Origin of the sequence: Planococcus sp. S3-L1, from assembly GCF_030063085.1 — a bacterium.
In the GTDB taxonomy this organism is placed as follows: domain Bacteria; phylum Bacillota; class Bacilli; order Bacillales_A; family Planococcaceae; genus Planococcus; species Planococcus kocurii.
In genome coordinates this window covers 1-20232 of sequence record NZ_JASISN010000007.1, presented here as the reverse complement: position 1 = coordinate 20232, position 20232 = coordinate 1, and the positions used below count along the sequence as shown (strand labels likewise).

The window sequence follows — 20232 nt, the reverse complement described above, 5'->3', positions numbered from 1 at the left end:
ACATGGAGATTAGTCAAAAGCTGTTTGGTCATAAAAACAATCAACCGGTCACGTTGTATACCTTAAAAAACGATAGAGGTTTTCAAGTGTCTTGTATCGATTATGGTTGTGTTATTACGGAAATCATCACACCAGACCGCAACGGCAAATTTGAAAATGTCGTACTAGGCTTTGATACGTTTGAAGAGTATGACAGCAATCCTCATTTTTTCGGTGCATTGGTGGGTCGCTTTGCTGGTCGGATAAAAGACGGCGAATTCACGTTAGATGGAACGTCTTACCAAGTCGCCCAAAATGCCAATGGCCATCATTTGCATGGAGGTTCGGAAGGCTTACATGCAGTACTGTGGGAGTCTAGTGTCATCACAACTGACCAAGAAGCTATCGTTGAATTTACGTATGTCAGCCCAGACGGTGAAGAAGGTTTTCCAGGAGATGTGTCCATGACGGTTCGCTATTGCATCAACAACGACCGTAACCAGCTGGTTATTTCCTACCGAGCAGCTTCCGATAAAACGACATTGTTGAACGTGACCAATCATTCGTATTTTAATTTGAGCGGCAATCTCAAAAAGACCGTGCTGGACCATGAACTGACAATGGCCAGTGATTATTATTTAGACGTTGACGAAGAACTGCTACCGACTGGAAATTTGGTTTCGGTAACAGAAGACCCATTATTCGATTTTCGTCACGGCAAAACCATCAGACAAGCGACAACCGCTGAACACCCGCAAACGAAACTAGCAGGAAACGGATACGATCATCCGTTTTTATTGAATCGTGCAGAACAACCCGTCGTCCAACTAACAGATCCAGAAAGTGGTCGTACATTAGTGATCGAAACAACTGAACCGGCAGTGGTGTTTTATACCGGCAATCATATCGGAGGCCCTTACACAATCAGGGGGACAGCAGCACAAAACCAATTGGGCATGTGCTTTGAAACACAAGGTCCACCAGATTCGGCGCGTCATGCGCATTTTCCTTCTTCTGTGCTACGTGCAGGTGAAGAGTTCAAATCCCAAACGAGCTATACGTTTTTGTGAGTAAAGATTTTACGCCCTCACCTCGTCTCTTAGGATAAAGGAGACGAGGTGAGGGCTATTTAGATTTCAAGAAAAAGATTCCTCTTAATTTCTATTTCTTTATGCACGAAACAAGTGAAATAAGGTAGCATTAGAAACGAAGTGAAAATTTACATAAAAGGGGAGTCGGAAAATGAAAGGGATTACACGTTTTTCGAATAATTTGATGGAACGCTATTTACCCGATCCGTTTTTATTCGTAATCATCTTGACGGTCGTTGTGTTTGGTCTCGGCTTAGGCTTGACGGATTCGTCGCCTGTGCAGATGGTGGCGTTTTGGGGTGAAGGATTCTGGGCATTATTAGCGTTCTCGATGCAAATGGTGCTCGTACTCGTTACCGGATTTGTACTAGCGAGCAGTCCGATTTTCAAAAAGGGACTGGGCAAGCTAGCGAGTTTTGCAAAGTCACCAGGCAGTGCTATTTTGTGGGTGTCGGTTGTGTCACTCGCAGCAAGCTGGATCAACTGGGGCTTTGGGTTGGTGATTGGTGCGCTGTTTGCAAAAGAATTGGCAAAGCGCGTGGAAAATGTCGATTACCGCTTATTGATTGCCAGTGCGTATTCAGGTTTCCTAATTTGGCACGCAGGGTTCTCAGGTTCGATTCCGTTGTCGATTGCAACAGAAGGACATCCATTCGCTGATAAAATCGGTATTATTCCAACGTCGGAAACGATTTTTTCAAGTTATAACTTAATTATCGTTCTGGCATTAATCATCATTGTGCCGTTACTCAATCGCATGATGATGCCGAAAAAAGAAGAAACAGTTACAGTAGATCCAAAAGTGTTGGTCGAACCGGTTGCGGAAGACGTTCCGACAAAAGGCGATATGACACCAGCAGAACGCCTAGAAAACAGTTGGATCTTATCGATAGTTATAGGCGCTTTAGGTATTGCATTTATTGTTTATTATTTCTCGAACAACGGTTTTGCGTTAACGCTCGACTTGGTGAACTTTATGTTCTTATTCCTCGGGATTTTATTCCACGGAACACCGCGCAAATACTTGATCGCCGTTCAAGAAGCGGTCAAAGGAGCGGGTGCGATTATCGTGCAATTCCCGTTTTACGCAGGAATCATGGGCATGATGACAGCTTCTGGATTGGCAGCGGTCATTTCCGAAGCGTTCGTTAGCATTTCAACAGTCGATACGTTCCCACTTTTCGCATTTCTAAGTGCGGGACTCGTGAACTTTTTCGTTCCTTCAGGTGGCGGACAGTGGGCGGTGCAAGCACCGATTATGTTAGAAGCGGCGGAAATGCTTGGTAGCGACCCGGCAAAAGTCGCGATGGCAGTTGCATGGGGAGACGCCTGGACAAACATGATCCAGCCGTTCTGGGCTTTGCCAGCACTGGCAATCGCCGGATTAAAAGCAAAAGACATCATGGGCTTTTGTGTGATTGTGTTGGTTGTTAGTGGTGTAGTTATTGGATTAGGATTGTTGTTTTTGTAAAGTAGAGATGGAGAGTGGCCTTGCCTGTGTTTGGGTGAGGTCATTTTTGTTTAGAGATATTTGGTTGAATCAAAGCAGAGAAATTTAAAAATCGCTTCGGCCGCTTTGGGCATGGCTCTCGCAAGAAGCCAGGAAGAGCGCCTGTCTTCTTGCTTCGCCTAGCCCGTAGACGCGGCTGCGCTGAGAAAGAAATTGGAAAAGGAAATGAAAATCCGCCTCCAGACAAAAAATGGAAGCGGACAGGGTATTTGTATCAACCTAACTAAACATATTAATCGTCGTCAAAATAATCGGCATCGCAAACACGTCAATCAAGAACGCACCGACAATCGGAACAACCAAGTACGCTTTTTGTGAATGTCCGTATCTTGAAGTGATGGCGTCCATATTGGCCATGGCGTTTGGTGTAGCACCGAGACCGTGACCCGTGAAACCACCGACCATCACGGCAGCGTCGTAGTTTTTGCCGAGTAGGCGGAACAAGACAAACGTACCAAACAAAGCGATAAATGCGACTTGAACGAAGATGATCAAGAACAACGGAAGCGCAAGATCAGCGATTTCCCATAGCTTGATGCTCATCAACGCCATCGACAAGAAAATACTCAACGTAATGTCCCCGATAATGCCGATGGTTTTCATTTCAATGATTGAGTCGTTGAATTTGTCTAAGACGTTTCGGACGATCACAGCAACAAACATCGCGCTGACGTAGTTCGGTAAAGCAAAGTCTGTCACACCGGTAAACCATTCACCGAGGTACGAGCCGACTGCCATACAGAAACCAAGGACGAACAACTGCATCATAAAGACGCGAGACGTAATCGGTGCGGCAACGTGTGAGAAAGAACTTGTCGATTTGGAATCTGCCAACTCCAGCTCTTCATCGGATTTGAGGTTGTTTTTATTGATCAAGTATTTAACGATCGGCCCACCAATCAGCCCACCCGCGACGAGTCCTGCAGTTGCTGCAGCTAAACCGATAGATAAAGCACCTTCAACACCCATTGCTTCAATCGTGGTTCCGAATGCCGTAGCGGCTCCGTGGCCACCTTCCATGGACACGGCACCCATCATGACACCGATTAATGGATCCAAGTTTAACAAAGAAGCGAGCGAAATACCGATCGCACTTTGAACAAGTGCAAGAAATCCACAAGCTAGCCAATAAATTACGAGCAACCGGCCACCAATTTTGATAAGACCAAAGCTCGCGCCGAGTCCCACTGTTGTGAAGAACACCAACATGAACAAGCTTTGAAGAGAGGTGTCGAGGGTGACATTAACAACGTCAAAGCCTCTCAAAGTGGTTAAGATAAACGCCAGCAACAATCCACCGACGACTGGCGCAGGAATGCAGTATTTATCCAAAATTTTAATTTTTGAATTCAAATAAGAGCCGATTACGAATACCGCGATTGCTAGAAAAATTGTCGTTACTTGGTTGAGTTCTAAAGTCATCGTCTCACTCCTCTTCTCTATGCTTCATTGTAAAGCCGTCCATCACTTCAGCTACTAAGTAAGCAGCAAGTTTCACTGTTCGTTGTTGTTCATCTAATGACGGATTAACTTCCGAAATATCAAAGCTTTTCACGTTCTTCTTCGACATGATATACCGAAGCAGTTTGCAAACCATCAATGGATCTAAACCGAGTGGGGACGGAGCACTGACACCAGGTGCTGCAGCTGCATTGATCGAGTCTGTACAAAGTGTTACCAGCACGACATCGTATTGCGCACAAAATTCATCAATTGCCTTAGCAGCATTCGGCATATCAGACAAGGTCAGTTCGTCCGCCATCATGTATTTGCAACCTAGTAGCTCAGCCGTTTTAAACAAAGCAGGGGTATTGCCAAAAGTTTGCACGCCGAGACATAAGTAACCGGCATTGGTATCGCTTTCAAGAATTTGCCGAAACATCGTGCCAGACGAGGGGTGTTCCGCTTGGCGAAGATCAAAATGCGCATCAATATTAATCAAACCAATTTTAGCATCTTTTCCCGCAAATTCTCGAACCCCTAAATAATGGCCATACAAGGTTTCGTGTCCACCACCGAGAATAATTGGCGTAGCTGCTTGTTTGAGAAGCTTACAAACGGCAGTTCCTAATTCTTGTTGGGCGTGTTCTAACGCTTGGCCTTCACAAACAACATTGCCGACGTCAAAGGTTTTTTGGCAACTATCAAAATTATACGGGAGACTCGCAAGCTTGCTGCGAATTTGATCGGGTGCTGCGGCAGCGCCGAGACGTCCTTTGTTGCGTCGAACTCCTTCTTCGCATTCAAAACCAACAATCGCAAAAGCCTCTGGTTCAGCCTGCAAGCTAGTTAATGCTTGTGTTTGAACAGCTTGGTGAAAACGAAAGCTGTCTGGGTCCGTGCTGCTATCAATCCGTCCTTGCCAGTGTTCGCTAGTAGGTAATTTATACATATGGGCACTCCTTTATGAAAAAGATTATTATTTCAGAAATAACGGTATTCATATTGTAAGGACATTACTCTATAATTACTAATATCAATAATCTATATTTTCATAGTTTTTAACTATAGAAAGGGGGAGGCACAATGGACATACGCTTGCTTCGGTATTTTATCGCCATTGCAGAAAGCTCAACATTTACGAAAGCTGCAGCAAATCTGCACATCGCACAGCCATCACTCAGTATTGCCATTAAAAAATTGGAAACGGACATGGGGCTGATCTTACTAGACCGCAGCATGCGGGAAATTGCCTTGACGAAAGAAGGGCAAATTTTATACGAAGAAGCTAAAAAACTGGTGACGCATTTTGAATACGTCGAAAAAGAGTTGAAGCGACTAAAAGCACAAGGACCGATGGAGCTGTCAATCGGCATGATCGAGTCCGCCAAGTTCTGGATTCCGAAAGTATTAAAAAGCATCAAACAAGAGTTTCCAGAAGTTCACATCGAAATTATTGAAGTGCTAGGGCTAGAAGACATCAACCGTGCATTAAACAAATTCGACATCCATTTTGCCATCACCAATCAGCTGATTTCAAAAAGAGAAGTAAAAACCTTGCCGATCTACCGGGAGAAATTTGTCGTGCTGTTGCCACCGGGACATCCGCTAGAAGCACAGCCACAAATTAGCATCACCGATTTAAACGGCGAAGCCTTTATCATCTTCAAAGAAGGCTTCCAAACACGCGTGGATATTCTGAATGCGTTCCGGCAAGCTGGTACAAAACCCAACATCCAATTCGAAGTCGAGCGCTTTGAAACCGCCTGTAGTTTTGTCGAAGAAGGGCTAGGCGTTACGTTCGTTCCGGAAAACTATTTAAAAGTCTCTGCCACTTCCCGCTATACGATCAAGCCGTTAAAAGACCCCATCGCACCGCGTACCGTTTACTTGGCTTTTGACACAAGTCGGTATTTACCGCCGCTCGTGATGCGGTCGATGGAATTGATTCAGGAGTTTTTTGAGCGTGTGGAGGGTCTGGGGGAGTGAGCGAGAAAAGCGGTGTATGTAGAGTCCTATTATATATATCCGCCTAGCCCATGGGTATTGAATATAAATTAACTAAGCCTCATCTAGAATCTCTTACGGATTCTGGATGAGGCTTAGTTTGTCTGCTTTCATAGTCGACTGAAAGAATATCCACTGTCCCAATGGAATTTATGTGGTGGTGCTGCCTCATTTCTTGTAACAACAGGATCGATAAGAGAGCAACTGCTTAATAGGAAAAGACATGTCGGTAAGATGCTGAGACTACTTGTTTTCATCGTATTCACCTCTTGGTAGGTAGACGGACAGGGAAGAAGCAAGGTTACATAGAAATTTTGAACCAACAGAAAAATAGATTTTAAAGAGAATTTTAATAAAATTGTAAAAATATTTCGTTTATTCACCCGGTAACAGTTAAATAATGTTAATATATTTGTAATGTATATCCAATTAGAAAGAAAGACCTCAGAGGTTACCTATGATAAAAGCTGGTCAATGTTTATCAATCATGTTTTAGCACACCAGATTGTATTGACACACGATGCTAAACATATGCTTTGAATACCAACACCCGATTTATTCACATAGAGAGGCTGAAGCTTTATGGGCACGATTGAACTAAAGACATGGGACTTCAATAGAAACGCGCTGGATAGTATCAAAAAAGACGCTTACTTTGATTATCCAGTCGTTTACTTTTTGAACAATAACACCACTGTATACATTGGAGAAACAGTTGCTTTTAAAAATCGGATGAAATCTCACTTGAAAAATATCGAGAGAAAGAAATTAGAAAAAATGACGCTCATTATTCATGAAAAATTTCACCGATCAGCTACCTATAATATAGAAACCAAATTAATCAATTATTTTTTAGGCGATAATCGCTATAAGCTGCAAAACAAGAGTCAGACGGTGCAAAGTGTTATGCACAATTACCACGATAAAGAATTTTACGACATAAAAATTTTCAATGACATATGGACAGAACTGTTGAATAGGAACATGGTAAATAGCCCGGCTCATGTAATTGAAAATAGAGACATCTTTAAACTATCTCCTTTTAAAGAGCTAACAATGACACAACTTGAGCTTAAAACAAAAATTCTAGAAGTGTGTGAAGAACATATCGATGATGATGAAACGTTTGTCTTTATGGTTAAAGGTGAAGCGGGTGTTGGTAAAAGTGTGGTCTTAAGTTCCGTGTTCAACAGCATCCAGGAACGAGTGGCTGATAAAAATTCTAAACTCCATCAAACAAAGAATTACTTACTGGTCAATCATTCAGAAATGCTGAAAACGTATAAAAATATCGCGGCTAATGTGAAGTTTCTTAAAAAAAATAACTTTGATAAGCCGACAAGTTTCATTAACAAGCAAAAGAAAGCTGCAGAAAAAGCGGACATAGTTTTAGTCGATGAAGCACATTTATTGCTGAGCAGAGCGGATGCGTTCAATGGCTTTAATGAAAACAATCAATTAGAAGAAATCATTAAACACAGCAAAGTTGTCATCGTTGTTTACGACGAAAAACAAGTCTTAAAATTGAAAAGCTATTGGGACGAGGAGCGGCTCAAGAAAATAGTGTCAGGCTATCAAAGAGAAGAGCCTTACGTTTTAAGAGAACAATTCCGCATGAATGCGGGCGACGATGTGATCGATTGGATTGATAATTTTGTAGAGAAGCGAATTCGGGAGTTACCAAAAGATGAGCTGTATGACTTTAAAATATTTGACTCTGCCAAGGAAATGCATGATGCCATAGTGGAAAAGAATAAAAAACATGGTCTCTCCAGAATGGTTTCGACATTCGATTATGAACATAAAAAAGACGGCGAACAGTACTACATCAGAGAAGACAGTCTCGAAATCCCATGGAATTCCACCGATACCAAAACCACCTGGGCGGAAAAGCCGGAGACAATCAAAGAAGCGGGATCCATCTATACGATTCAAGGCTTCGATCTGAATTATGTAGGAGTGATATTGGGGCCATCCGTTACTTATGATGAGCAAAATGATTGCTTGAAGATCACTACTGAAAAGTATAGCGACACCGAGGCTTTCAGAGGAAAAGAAGGCATTGAGGATGTTGAAAGAGCGAAAGAACAGATCATCTTGAATTCTATTAATGTGTTGATGAAGAGGGGAATAAAGGGGCTTTATATTTTTGCGAGTGATGAGGGGTTGAGGGAACGGCTCTTGGGAATTTAACAGAGAAGTAATAGTCTCCCGTACAATACGCACCTAGATAAAGCATAGAATACTTATTTTTTATAAGGAAATGAAACCTCAATAGAATCCCCCTGGAAAATTCCGGGATATTTTGTCATATCTATTAGAAATCAAAATTGAACAGTGGATCGACATTATAGGAGATGATTTAACGTACAAACCAAAACACGATCGAGTGAAGTGAAACAAAAGAACTTAAAAGATAAAGGTTCCGGACCGCCTAAGCTTTAAAGGAAATATGAAAATGACATAATTGAATATGGGTGAGGAATATTTATAAAACAATGGCGTTTCGAGTAATGAAAAATACTTATATGTATTATATAGTTAATAGTTTTTAAAAAATTATTTGAAATTTACATATCATTAAAAATTTTTAGAGAGAAGGTAGCTTTCATGAGTAAGGCTCAATTAACTATTTATCGAATAAATCCACTTAATGACATGACTTTTCTTAACTTCAGCCAAAAGTTAATAAGCGAATTTAATGAAAGCTACGCTGGAGCAAGATTAAGGAAAAAATATCTTAAAAAACCTATAGCAAGACCTATTAACTTTACTAACCTCGATGAAATTTATTTTTATATAGGTGTTCAAGAAACTGAACCTTCATGGAAAGATTTTGTCGGGAGTTTAATGGGAAAAGATCAAAAGGTTATAAATAAGTCCTATTCCTGGATACTCTTTATGAAGAAAGAAAATATTTATTATAGTATTACATCTGGCAGTGCTCATAATTTAATTTCTGGATACATCGATATAATATTTGGTATTGAAATATTTTCGAAGATATCTGACCTTCATCAAAAGTCTATTAGAAGTGTTACTGATAAAACTCTGTACGGAAATAGGTTTAGTGGAACAAGCTACTTTTTAAAGGACATTGCATTATCTGATGAAAAGAGAATGAATGCTTATTTTAAAGAGGTTTCTTCTAGTGTACAGAATGAAGACGTATTAAGTTATTTAGGTTTAAGAGGTAGAAATGGAAATGATACAACTACTATAGTGGCTAAGGATTCTTTGAAAGTAAAAAAAGCGATAGATAGAAATGAATTGAATACATTGATTGGAAAATTAAGTGACTTGTTGAATCTTCCTGATTATGATTCTATAAATGATTTTTCAGTAGTTACAAGAAGGTCAATATTATTTCAAGAATTAAATGACAAATTATGGATTGGTTTTAATAATTGGGGTCAAGGGGATGAAGATGAAGATATAAGTATATCTCTACCTATAACTTTCTATCGTTGTGAAAAGATAAAAATAGTATTTGGAGGGCATATTTTAAAAGAGGAAATTACGATAGATGAAGTAGGTAGTTTTATTAGAGAGCACGCAAACTTAATTATACAAGAAATTGATGGCGATAAAATAATTGAATACTTTAAAAAAGTAAGCATCATAGCAATTGAAAATAATGAAGACATCGATAAAGTGATGTTAACTAGTATTTTAGATTATAAGGTGTTAATTAACAGAAAGTTTTTTTATTTTATGGAGGGTCAGTGGATACATTTTAAAGAGAACTTTGTCGATAGATTAAACAGAGTATTAAAAGAAAAAGTTGAAAGTATTGAAAATCAGAATACTGTAGAGATCCCTTTAAAAGACTGGGGGCATGTAAATGAGGGTGTATACAATTTAAATCATATAGGAATAAATAATGTAGCTGTCATGGATAAGGTCTTAGTAGATAACATTGAAATTTGTGATCTTTTATGGGTAGACAATAATGAAATCTATTTTATTCATGTTAAAGAAGGACTTGCTGGAAGCACAAGAATTCTATGTGAGCAAATAGAGGCTGCTGTTAGTGCAGTAATTAATAGCAAACTGGTTAGTGACTCTGATGTAATGGAAAGATATTATAATTCTGCAAAAGAAAAAATTAATACAAATACGATGAGTGCTCAGGGGCACAAGTTTGTGAATCTTTTTCCTGAATATGAAGTTTTTAAAGAAGCAATAGATAAAAAAAATTTGAACTTCGTTTTTGCATATAAAAATACCGTAAATATTTTAGAAACAGAAAATATACCATCGACACCCGCAAAGTTAGCTATTAATGGGTTATTAGATAATATAAAGAATTATCCAGTTAAATTAGTTTTTAAACAGATTGAAGAAGAATAACAAATAAAATGATATTCACTAAAACCCATTAAGAAGACTAGACATATTAACTTTGAAGAGCATATGATTCGAATTTTTGATAAACGATTTTCAACTCGTTTTTTGGGGGGCGACCAAAAAATTCTTAAAAATTTTGACAGGACACTAAAATTTACACGTTATACATTGTCGCGTTGGGGGCTTCTACACTTAAGGTATGTTTTTTTCTTTTTACTATTCCTTATAAATTGTTAGGGAACTGTATCTTTCCGTTGGGATCAAAAATTTAACTAATAGAATATAAATAAGCCTTCACCGCCACAGCGGTGTTTTTTTATATAAAAAAGCAGAAAAATATTGGAAATAATAAAGATCTTGCGATTTTCCTGCTTAATTTTTCCAGCTGTGAATAGTATAATAAGACCAATATGAAATGGGGGATTTACGAATGCAAACTAACACGAAAGCGACTACAGGATATCTGTTGGCCTTTTTCTTAGGTGGTGTAGGCGCACATCACTTCTATTATAAAAACTATATACGCGGAATTATTTATCTCTTGTTTTTCTGGACCGGGGTGCCTGCGATACTTGGGTGGATTGATATGTCCTTCGTCAACAAGTGGACTGTCAGACAAAATGGGCATGTGCAAGTGAGGAACTCGTCGACTCCGCGCGTGGAAAATAGATCCGAACGACTGATGGCGGAGTCGGGGGCTATTAGTACCAAAACACAAGAACCCGTCCGTGAATACATGACTCCTGCAAGAGCGAAAGAAGAAGCGCTTAAAGCGGTGCTTGCCAAGGTAGATGAAGAACCCCCAAAAACAGAACGCAGCAGTTCATCTCCTGAGGACGAGCTTATTGTGGAAAATCGATCGATTAATTCAATTGTTGCTCCTGCGTCGAAAACTGTCGTTGTTCACTCTGTTGTCGAATCACCTCCGATACGAACAATACCACCACCAACAAAACCGACAGATCCAGGGACAAAAACTGCTGCGGTTTCGATTGGACCCAACCCGACTGAAGCGGGACAAACACAAGAGAATGCGGCTATACAGAAAACCACGTCTTTCTTAAAAGACACCCTAGTCTTTTACCGCGTAAAAGATGTTGTCTTGCCTGAGTATGCTCATTTGAAAACACCAAAGAACATTAATGATGAATTGAATCGAATCAAAACACCAAAAAAAACAACCTCGCAACAGGACGGTTTTGTAATTGAATATAGTTATGGTCATTCCTATGAAGGTTTTGTAAAGGACTCGATGAATAATGCGGAGTCTAGGTGGGCAAAAACAAAAGAGATTCCGTTCCAATCATACTGGCCGACATTCGAGAATTTGGATAAACCAAAACTCCGTTGGTATTTGTACTGGCGTGAACAAGTGTTGAAGAACAATTATCTGGAAGTGGATTTAAGTTACATTTTCATATTTGTCTATGAATTAATGAATTATTCCTTTAATCGAAGTGCTGCGTTCAATGTTAGTATGATGGTGCGATTGCTCGACAATTACAAAGAGCAACATCCGAAACTGTCAAAATACCTTCACGAATGGTTGGCAGACATGCTGTATGAGCTCGACGAAAACGATTTGGCTGCAACATGGTCCAAAAAACAAGCGCAATCTCCGAAGTTGTACGGAATCATCGAAGAAGATGCAGAACAATTGAGTTCACTTCCAATAAGTGTATGGAAACCTTATATTCGCTCGCACCGAGAAACGGAATTTTATTTAAAACACAAAGCGAAGGTAAACAAGAAATTCAAACAATCTTTACCTTTAATTGAAAAAGCGTATGAACTAGAGGGTACGACTCTTTTAGAGAAATGGTTCGAAGTGGAAAAAGTGCGTACGATACGACACCTCTTTAATGGAGCGGTTGTGGGGAGAGCCTATGATCCAATTCATGTCCATGTTACGGAATTTCATCCAACACAAGAATTGAAAAACGTAGCTTACAATTTACTAAGGCTCTCAGAGAATGTTGTGCGTTTGGAATCTGGCGAGAAAAGACAAATCAAAGCCGACGAAGAGCTGTTGCCCGAGGGGGTGAAAGCAGAAATGATGCAATTGAGTGAACGATTTAAAAAAGTACAGGGAAAATCTGCAACGTCCAAAGGAAGCACAATCCCTGTTGCGCCGCCTAAGGAACGGGCAAAAGTAGTAGAGGTTGAAAAGACAACAACTGCCGAACCTGAAATTGAATTTGACTGGCAAGAAATCGAAGCAAAAAACAAAGCATTGCGTAAACTGCAGGAAAGAATCGATGACGGTGAAGAAGACCAGGATGGAAATACAAATAAAGATGCCAGTAATACAACCTCACCCACTAATACGAATCCTCAACCTTCTGCGGTTCCGAGTGAAAAATCACTTGAAGATGTAATTGGCGATGACACGGAAGATGTTGCTGAATTTGTCTCTTCTTTGTCGCCCGTCGAGAAAGAGTTCGTCGATCGGTTCGAAGATGGAGAAATGACCGAAGAACAGGCCAAGTCTTTCGCAAAAGATAACAGTATGATGCTTGGATTCTTCTTAACGAAGCTAAATGAAAAAGCGAATCAGCATTTAGGCGATACTCTGGTAGAAGAAACCGATGAGGGATATGAAATTATCGAAGATTACAAGGACGTGGTCCTTATAGTAAGGAGTGTTGGGATTGAGAATTAAAAAAAGGGAATCAACGGCCATTTTAAATTCATTGTCCGGCGGCGTGGTACCGAGTCGCGGGTTGCATCACATTATGGTGGGCCGAACGGATGAAGCGGAACAAATTTTGAAGGATTTGGAGAACGTAAAGAAAGGTTCGTCGCTGGTAAAGTTCTTTATAGGTTCTTTTGGGAGCGGGAAAAGTTTTGTTCAGGCACTGACTCAACAAATTGCATTTAAAGAAAACTTTGTGGTAGCCAAAGCTGACTTCACGCCAGAGCGCAGGTTGTACGGTAGCGAAGGCAAGGCCGTGGCGACATACAGCGAGTTGATGAAAAACATGGCAACAGCTACAAAGCCAGAAGGCAATGCACTGGGGAGTATTCTAGAAAAGTGGATTAGTGAAGTACAGATAAAGGTGATGCATGAAAAGGGCCATGGTTCTGTTGGGTTTGATGACCCTTCATTTGTTCGTGATGTAGAGCAAGAAATAGGAGAAGTCGTTGCGAACATGGACGATTTAACGGGGGGATTCGACTTTTCTCGCGTCTTAACGCTGTATTTCAGAGGTTTCATCGAAGACAACGGTGATTTGCAGCGAAATGCGTTGCGTTGGATGCGCGGAGAGTACCGAACACGGACGGAAGCACGGACGGATTTGGGTGTCCGCGGCATCATCGAAGATTATACGTATTATGACTACCTGAAAGTGTTTGCGAAGTTTGTTCAGCAAATTGGCTACGCAGGACTGGTTGTGAATTTTGATGAAGCGATTAACTTATACAAAATCACAAACCCGCATACTCGGGACAAAAACTATGAATCCATTTTAAAAATTTACAATGACGCCCTTCAAGGAAATGTGGAAGGCTTGTATATTACATTCGGCGGAACACCTGAATTCCTGGAAGATGAACGGCGGGGAATGTTCAGCTATGGTGCGTTGAAGAGAAGACTCGAAAGCAATCGTTTTGAAACGACAGAGTTTCGGGACTTGTCACAACCTGTTGTGAAGCTGACACCATTGAATCATAATGATATATTTTTGCTGTTAACGAAACTGCAGGATGTGCATGCAGTGCATCATGACTATGAAGTAAAGATTGTCCGAGACGAAATCGCATTCTTTCTTAAAACGGAATTTGCACGGCCAGGTGCGGCCGAAAACAATACTGTCGGCGATATCATCCGTAATTTCTTGGGCGCTATGAATATTATTCATCAAAATCCAACATTCAATCGCGAGGAAATCTTTGGCAACGCGGATAAAGCGATTGAAAAAGAGACAGAATCAACAGTGTCTTCACGGTTTGCAAGTTTGGAGGGATGAGGATTGAGCACATTTCATCTATTATCCGAGAAAATTCAAAAGAAAGTGTGGGGGATGAAGTGGGATGCCTTCACACCGATTCAAGACATGGCCATTCCAGCTATCATCGAATCAAAGAACGATGTAGTTTTGTCTTCAGGTACGGCTTCTGGTAAAACGGAAGCTGCCTTTTTACCGATTCTTTCAATGGTTGAAAAAGACGCAGAATCGAAACTGAAAGTCATTTATATTTCTCCTCTAAAGGCTCTTATAAATAACCAATTTATGCGTATTGAATCGCTGTGCGAATACACGGATATTCCCATACACCGATGGCATGGAGATGTCTCTCAATCCAAAAAGAAGACATTCTTAAAAGCGCCTGCGGGCATCCTACAAATCACGCCTGAGTCCATCGAAAGTCTTTTTGTCAATAGAACCGAGCAATTGCGGACAGTGTTTCAACATGTCGATTTTGTGGTTATTGATGAAATCCATTCGTTTCTGGACAATGAACGTGGGGTTCACTTGCGGTCATTACTATCCCGTATGAAACAACACACCGTCAATCGACCACGGATTATTGGACTATCCGCGACTATTGATAATTTTGAATTGGTTAAGAAATGGGTGAACCCTGATCAGCCGGAACACGTGGAAGTTATTGAAGCCCCAGGGAGTGATAAAGACCTACTCTATAGTCTGATGCACTTCCCATCCAACAAAGCTAGGCAGATTCCACTTGAACTTTATGAAGATATGCGTGAATTAACGAGATCCCAAAAAGCATTGATATTTTGTAACTCGCGTGGGGTTGTAGAAGAATCCACCGTGTTATTGAACCGCCTTGCGCTAAAGGACCAAGTTGGTGAAACGTACTATGCCCATCATTCTTCGATTGACAAGAAGGAACGGGAGTATGTGGAGAAAACAATGACAGAATCTGATTTCCCTAAAAGTGTAGTGGCCACGAGTTCGTTGGAACTTGGCATTGATGTCGGAAATATTGACCTCGTCGTTCAACTCGACAGCACCTACACGGTTTCCGCATTAAAGCAGCGACTCGGCAGATCGGGTCGAAAACAAGATTCAAGTCAAATGTTGCAACTTTATTCCACCACGGAGGATAGTATGCTACAATCGCTCGCGGTCATGGAGCTTGTTCGGGAGAAATGGGTGGAGCCTGCAAAGGGGTATGCGGTTCCATATGACATTTTGTTTCATCAAATCATTTCCATCTGCAAAGAAACAAATGGTCTACAACTCGAAAAGCTCCTGGAAGAGATTCGAAAAAATGAAATATTTTATCCATTGGAAAAAAGTAAGATTCAGTCCGTAATTGAAAATATGCTGATGCGGGAAGAATTAGAAGAAATTCAAGGAAGTCGTGAATTGATTGTCGGGCTTGAAGCAGAGCGACTCTTAAGAGGGAAAGATTTTTATGCGGTGTTTATGACTTCAGAAGAATACGAAGTGATGGCGGGAATGAAGCATATCGGAAAACTTGATAAAATCATGTTTTTAAATATTGGGGACAATATTATTCTGGCAGGAAAACTGTGGACGATACAGGAAATCGACAGTGAACGGAATAAGGTATATGTCAAGAAAGCGGCAGATGGAAAACCACCGAAATACACAAGTGGAGGAATCAAAATCCATAATCGCATTGGTGAAAAGATGATGGACATACTTTGTTCGGATGAAGCATTTACATATGTAAATGAAGAGGCGGGTTACACCCTGGAGGAAATCCGAAGACCTTATCGGCAGTACAGAATAAATAAAAAACAGCGTGTCATTTGGAAAGGCAAAGAAGATATGCTATTCGAAACGTTTACGGGGACAATCATTACACAGACGCTTGTCTGGATGTTCCGTTATTTTGGGATACAGGCAAAAGCTCCTGATGGACTTGGAAGAATCGAGTTACCAGGAGGTATTGAAGTTCAAGAACTTTTATCTAAAGTTCGAACTAAGACATGGATTTCGATAGAGATATTAGATCGAACGAAAGAAACCGAGTTGTTTTTGTCCAAATATAAACCGAATCTTCCTGAAGCGCTTCAAGGTGAATTACATATAGCTCATGAAGTAGATATTGAAGGGGCTTTAAAATATTTGGATGAATTCGAATTTGTAACTATCTAACTGCTGAGATAAGGGGGCTTATAACGAACTTTTTTTAAAAAATCTCGTCTCTGTGGTCAAGCCCCTGATTTTCGGACAGTTTAAAATGGTGTATTAGCTAGCGACATTGTGTAATTCCAGATAAGACTTCGGCGACAAATAACCCAGTCTTTTTTTGACTGCGGTTTTCGTTGAAATACATGATATATAAGAGAAGATCTTCTTTCACCTGAACAGCGGTATCAACGTCGTATAAATGCGGATACTCGGTCTTTAAATGTGAGAAAAAACTTTCAATGACCGCATTATCCCAACAGTTAGCTTTTCGAGAAATGCTTGGTTGAAAGTGCAGCTTTGTAGAAAGGTTGCTGTACCTAAAGGATTTGTACACGCTTCCTTGATCCGAATGGATGATCGTATTTCCTAAATCTTTTAGTTCCCGTGTTTCCAACGCCTGTAAAATCATGGCTTCAACTAATAAGGCATCGGGACTGTCGCTCACTTGAAAGGCGATGATTTCACGATTATAAAGATCCATGATGGCAGAGATAAAGAACTTTTCAGCTCGCACGGTAATCTCAGAAAGATCCGTCACCCATTTTCGATTGGGAAGGAAAGCAGTAAAGTCGCGTTTAAGAAGATTAGGATATACCCATCCGGCAAGATCGTCGTTCTTTCCTGCGTGAGCTCTCTTGCGACGGATTTTTGACTTGATGTTCAATTCGCCCATAACAAAACGCGTCCCTGTGAAAGAAACAATTCTAAACGATTCGGACAATACGCTACAATTTATAATCCATACATTTCCACACTCGATGCATCAACATTTCGAGTGTGGTTTTTCATTTTTATTCATTCGTATAAATTGTGTTTGAATTGTTTGCAACACAGGGAACAATTGGGAACTGTTGGAGGGGGGAGCTTCTCTTTCTAACTCTGATTTGTAAATATATTTAATGAATCGCGTCCCAGGGAAAGAAATAATTCTAAACGATTCGGAAAATACGCTACAATTTATATCATAAACATTGCTGTACCGGCTGCGTCTATTTTGAAGGTGCAGCTTTTTCATATTATTCATCTGTATAAATTGTTTGCAAATTATTCCGCTCCCTGGGACGAAATATATATACGAGCGCTTGATAACCTGCTCCTATATAATGGTGAAAAGTCTTTAGATAGGAGTGGAACTTCTTATGGAGATGATTCTTGCAATATGCATCGGACTGGCTTTAAGCGCAACAGTTGGGTTCCGGATTTTTACGCCTTTATTTATAACCGGTGTTTTTGAACGGGCAGATTGGATTACTGTGTCAGAAGGATTTAGCTGGCTCGGCAGCACCCCTGCATTAATTGCTTTCGGAGCGGCAATCGTATTTGAAATAGCGGTTAATTATATTCCGGTTGTCGGGTCAATGATGAAATTTATGGCCACACCGATCGCGGCACTTGCGGGTATCCTGCTGACAGCGTCATTCATCGGAGATATGAATCCGCTGCTTGAATGGAGCATCGCCATTATTGGTGGCGGTGGAGTTGCCACAGCATCACATACTGCGGTGACTGCTGTTAAAGGGGTAAGCGAAACGGCGCTGCTCAGTCCTGTTGTCGCTGTTGCGGAAGATGTAACTGCAACGACAGTACCGATTGCCATTTTCCTGATTCCGGTGCTGGCCATTATTTTTGTTGTGCTGATTCCACTGCTGATTTTCATTTATTACCCTAAGGGGAAACGGCGTAAAAAACGCGTCCCTCGGAGTTAAACTATTCCAAACGATTTTGACAAGAAACAAAAATTTATACTCCATACATAGCCACACCCGCAGCAAAAATACTACGGGTGTGGTTTTCTGTTTTATTCATTCATATAAATTGTGTCTGAATTATCTGCGACACAGGTAACATGTGTGCACTAATACAAGCAATCTCCGTCTATCAGGAGATTGCTTGTTTCATATTTCATTTTAGTTGAATTTTATGGAAGTTAAATATATGAATATTTCAGAATAAATGATACTATTTACTCATATCTATTTAAGGGTACATTTACTTGTAGTGAAAAAAGTATAGGGGGAACGGATATGCAGAAATCGACCGCTCGAGAAGAAATTCTTTCAGCAGTGAAAATCATTACTGAAGAACGGGATGAAGAGCACTTTAGTTTAAGTGAAGTACTGGAGTATATGGAAAGAAAAGAGACTACTTATAAAGTAAGTACCATTAGAACACATATTACTTCGAGGTGCTGCACTAATGCTCCTAATCATCATGGAACAGTATTTAATGATTATGAAAGAATCGGGAAAGGATTGTACCGCCTGATCCATTGAGTTATACCCATTATGAATTTTGAATCAAAATTTAATCTCCTTTCCTATCATATTTTATTCTGAAAGAAGTGGTGTCGATGATCAGTGAAATCAAAGGAAAGATTTCAAGTACTGGAAGTAATTTAAGCGATCGGCTCGAAGATAAATTAACTGGTGATTTTTTTGGAGCACTTCGCTATCTCCCTTTTGAGCAAGGGCTTAAAGGAATATTGGAACAAGCGGAAATTGCCGAATCAGAAGAAAGAACGGCTTGGATGAAGTTTTTGAATGAGGAGTCAGGGTTTAAGCACAGTTACAACTTCTGGCCGCAGCATTCGAAGGGAGAAATTGATTTATTAATCGAATTTGATGACACTCTGGTAGGTATTGAAGTGAAGTATAGGAGCGGAATTTCCTCGGAGGATGAAGGAGAGATTGTCAGTTACGATAAAAGTCTTCACCAGCTTTCAAGATACTCACATATGATAGAGGAACTGGCCAATCAGAAACAAGCTTTCTTGATTTTTTTGGCTCCGTTTTCAATTCAAAATAGTGTGCAACAGCAGGTAGGAATTGATTTTAATATATCTTCTTCAGTAGGACTCGGCTTTGTTAATTGGGAAGACATACATACTAAACTGGTACGAATGAGCAAAGTTGCCTTATCTGGAACCCAGGAATATATTCTTTCAGATGTTCAAGAATTATTAGAAGTAAAAGGGCTAAAAAGATTTAGTGGATTTGCAGACCTATTGGAAGAAGATCCAATTCTTTACACGCCCTATATATTTGATGATTTGAGTAATTCGGTGAAGACGTCATGGACTTGGCGGGACTTAAAAGTAGAGAAGGAGAATATAGCATATGTCTATTACAAAAAATAAAGGGGAAAGCATCATTCAGGCGACCCGACTGTTAAAAGAAACTTATAAGAATCTGAATATACTCTTCCAAGAACTTGACCGTGTGGGGGAAGAAGAAGGTTATGTAACAATTAACCCGAGGTATATGCGTTATAAATCAGATACCGATACCACAGGATGGCTTACGACTAATTTCATCAAGTTATATGTGGAATCTGAAAAAATCCCTGAAAGTATTGAGGATATAAGGGATTTGCCATGGTATGGAGTAATGGTCGATTTAACTGACGATGATGAAAACGAAATCCCTTTAGTATCTGTTATTCGTTATCAATTTGATCAATCGCATTGGCGTAGGTTACCGGTAGTATCTGACCACTGGACATTCTGGTCGCCATTTTATGGTGGGGATTATAACATTCTCCGAGAAAATAATGAGTGGCGAATTGATTCCAATGGTAAAGCTAAGAAAAAACATCACGCGTGTTGATTAACCAATAAATGACAGACTGCTCCTGCTGAGCGTAAAGTACTCGTAGAGAAACGTCGTCAGTGCATCCAGCCAAATCAGCGGTAAGGTGCCGGTCAATAGCGTTCGCTGAA

At 40.3% G+C, this 20232-nt stretch carries 15 protein-coding genes; 12 read left to right on the top strand and 3 right to left on the bottom strand.

Features of this window, described 5'->3' with window-relative positions; translation table 11 throughout:
- Nucleotides 1-2 precede the first annotated feature (2 nt).
- Entirely contained in the window at nucleotides 3-1049 is a 1047-nt protein-coding gene (locus QMF37_RS08770; protein ID WP_283477920.1) for an aldose epimerase family protein, read from the top strand.
- Nucleotides 1050-1221: 172 nt separating this feature from the next.
- Complete coding sequence (locus QMF37_RS08765) at nucleotides 1222-2541, top strand: short-chain fatty acid transporter (RefSeq protein ID WP_283477917.1); 1320 nt, start codon at nucleotides 1222-1224, stop codon at nucleotides 2539-2541.
- A gap of 258 nt (nucleotides 2542-2799) precedes the next feature.
- On the opposite strand, the gene gltS is transcribed toward QMF37_RS08765, so the two are convergent.
- Together gltS and hutG are read right to left on the bottom strand one after the other, a co-directional pair.
- A complete protein-coding gene (gene gltS, locus QMF37_RS08760; protein ID WP_078080153.1) occupies nucleotides 2800-4002 on the bottom strand; it encodes a sodium/glutamate symporter in 1203 nt (400 codons plus the stop codon).
- Between the two features lie 4 nt (nucleotides 4003-4006).
- Complete coding sequence (gene hutG / locus QMF37_RS08755) at nucleotides 4007-4972, bottom strand: formimidoylglutamase (protein WP_283477913.1); 966 nt, start codon at nucleotides 4970-4972, stop codon at nucleotides 4007-4009.
- A gap of 134 nt (nucleotides 4973-5106) precedes the next feature.
- On the opposite strand from hutG, the gene QMF37_RS08750 reads away from it, so the two are divergent.
- From QMF37_RS08750 to QMF37_RS08725, 6 genes are all read left to right on the top strand, one after another.
- Nucleotides 5107-6009, top strand: a complete 903-nt coding sequence (locus QMF37_RS08750) for a LysR family transcriptional regulator (protein WP_058386262.1) — start codon at nucleotides 5107-5109, stop codon at nucleotides 6007-6009.
- Nucleotides 6010-7083: 1074 nt separating this feature from the next.
- The gene (locus QMF37_RS08745; RefSeq protein WP_349307301.1) at nucleotides 7084-8220 is read left to right on the top strand and encodes a DUF2075 domain-containing protein; all 1137 of its coding nucleotides are present in this window, start codon (nucleotides 7084-7086) and stop codon (nucleotides 8218-8220) included.
- A 417-nt stretch (nucleotides 8221-8637) separates the two neighbouring features.
- Nucleotides 8638-10380: a DUF6119 family protein gene (locus tag QMF37_RS08740; protein ID WP_283477909.1), complete on the top strand. Its 1743-nt coding sequence runs from the start codon at nucleotides 8638-8640 to the stop codon at nucleotides 10378-10380.
- Nucleotides 10381-10807: 427 nt separating this feature from the next.
- On the top strand, nucleotides 10808-13039 hold the full coding sequence (locus QMF37_RS08735) for a TerB N-terminal domain-containing protein (RefSeq protein WP_283477907.1): 2232 nt from the start codon (nucleotides 10808-10810) through the stop codon (nucleotides 13037-13039).
- Nucleotides 13029-14348 (top strand): ATP-binding protein, encoded by a 1320-nt coding sequence (locus QMF37_RS08730; RefSeq protein WP_283477905.1) that lies wholly within the window; start codon nucleotides 13029-13031, stop codon nucleotides 14346-14348. Before QMF37_RS08735 ends, QMF37_RS08730 begins: the two co-directional genes overlap by 11 nt.
- Nucleotides 14349-14351: 3 nt before the next feature.
- Complete coding sequence (locus QMF37_RS08725; RefSeq protein WP_283477904.1) at nucleotides 14352-16478, top strand: DEAD/DEAH box helicase; 2127 nt, start codon at nucleotides 14352-14354, stop codon at nucleotides 16476-16478.
- A gap of 97 nt (nucleotides 16479-16575) precedes the next feature.
- Here the strand turns inward: QMF37_RS08725 and QMF37_RS08720 are convergent, their stop codons facing one another.
- Nucleotides 16576-17187 (bottom strand): IS3 family transposase, encoded by a 612-nt coding sequence (locus QMF37_RS08720; RefSeq protein WP_283477902.1) that lies wholly within the window; start codon nucleotides 17185-17187, stop codon nucleotides 16576-16578.
- A 466-nt stretch (nucleotides 17188-17653) separates the two neighbouring features.
- On the opposite strand from QMF37_RS08720, the gene QMF37_RS08715 reads away from it, so the two are divergent.
- The 4 genes from QMF37_RS08715 to QMF37_RS08700 all read left to right on the top strand — a co-directional run bounded on the left by QMF37_RS08715 (nucleotide 17654) and on the right by QMF37_RS08700 (nucleotide 20119).
- Nucleotides 17654-18220: a DUF4126 domain-containing protein gene (locus tag QMF37_RS08715; protein WP_283477900.1), complete on the top strand. Its 567-nt coding sequence runs from the start codon at nucleotides 17654-17656 to the stop codon at nucleotides 18218-18220.
- Between the two features lie 318 nt (nucleotides 18221-18538).
- Nucleotides 18539-18787, top strand: a complete 249-nt coding sequence (locus tag QMF37_RS08710; RefSeq protein ID WP_283477897.1) for a DUF7669 domain-containing protein — start codon at nucleotides 18539-18541, stop codon at nucleotides 18785-18787.
- 77 nt (nucleotides 18788-18864) lie between these two features.
- Complete coding sequence (locus tag QMF37_RS08705) at nucleotides 18865-19650, top strand: hypothetical protein (RefSeq protein ID WP_283477895.1); 786 nt, start codon at nucleotides 18865-18867, stop codon at nucleotides 19648-19650.
- The gene (locus tag QMF37_RS08700; protein WP_283477893.1) at nucleotides 19631-20119 is read left to right on the top strand and encodes a hypothetical protein; all 489 of its coding nucleotides are present in this window, start codon (nucleotides 19631-19633) and stop codon (nucleotides 20117-20119) included. The genes QMF37_RS08705 and QMF37_RS08700 overlap by 20 nt, the downstream gene beginning before the upstream one ends.
- Nucleotides 20120-20232: the final 113 nt, after the last annotated feature.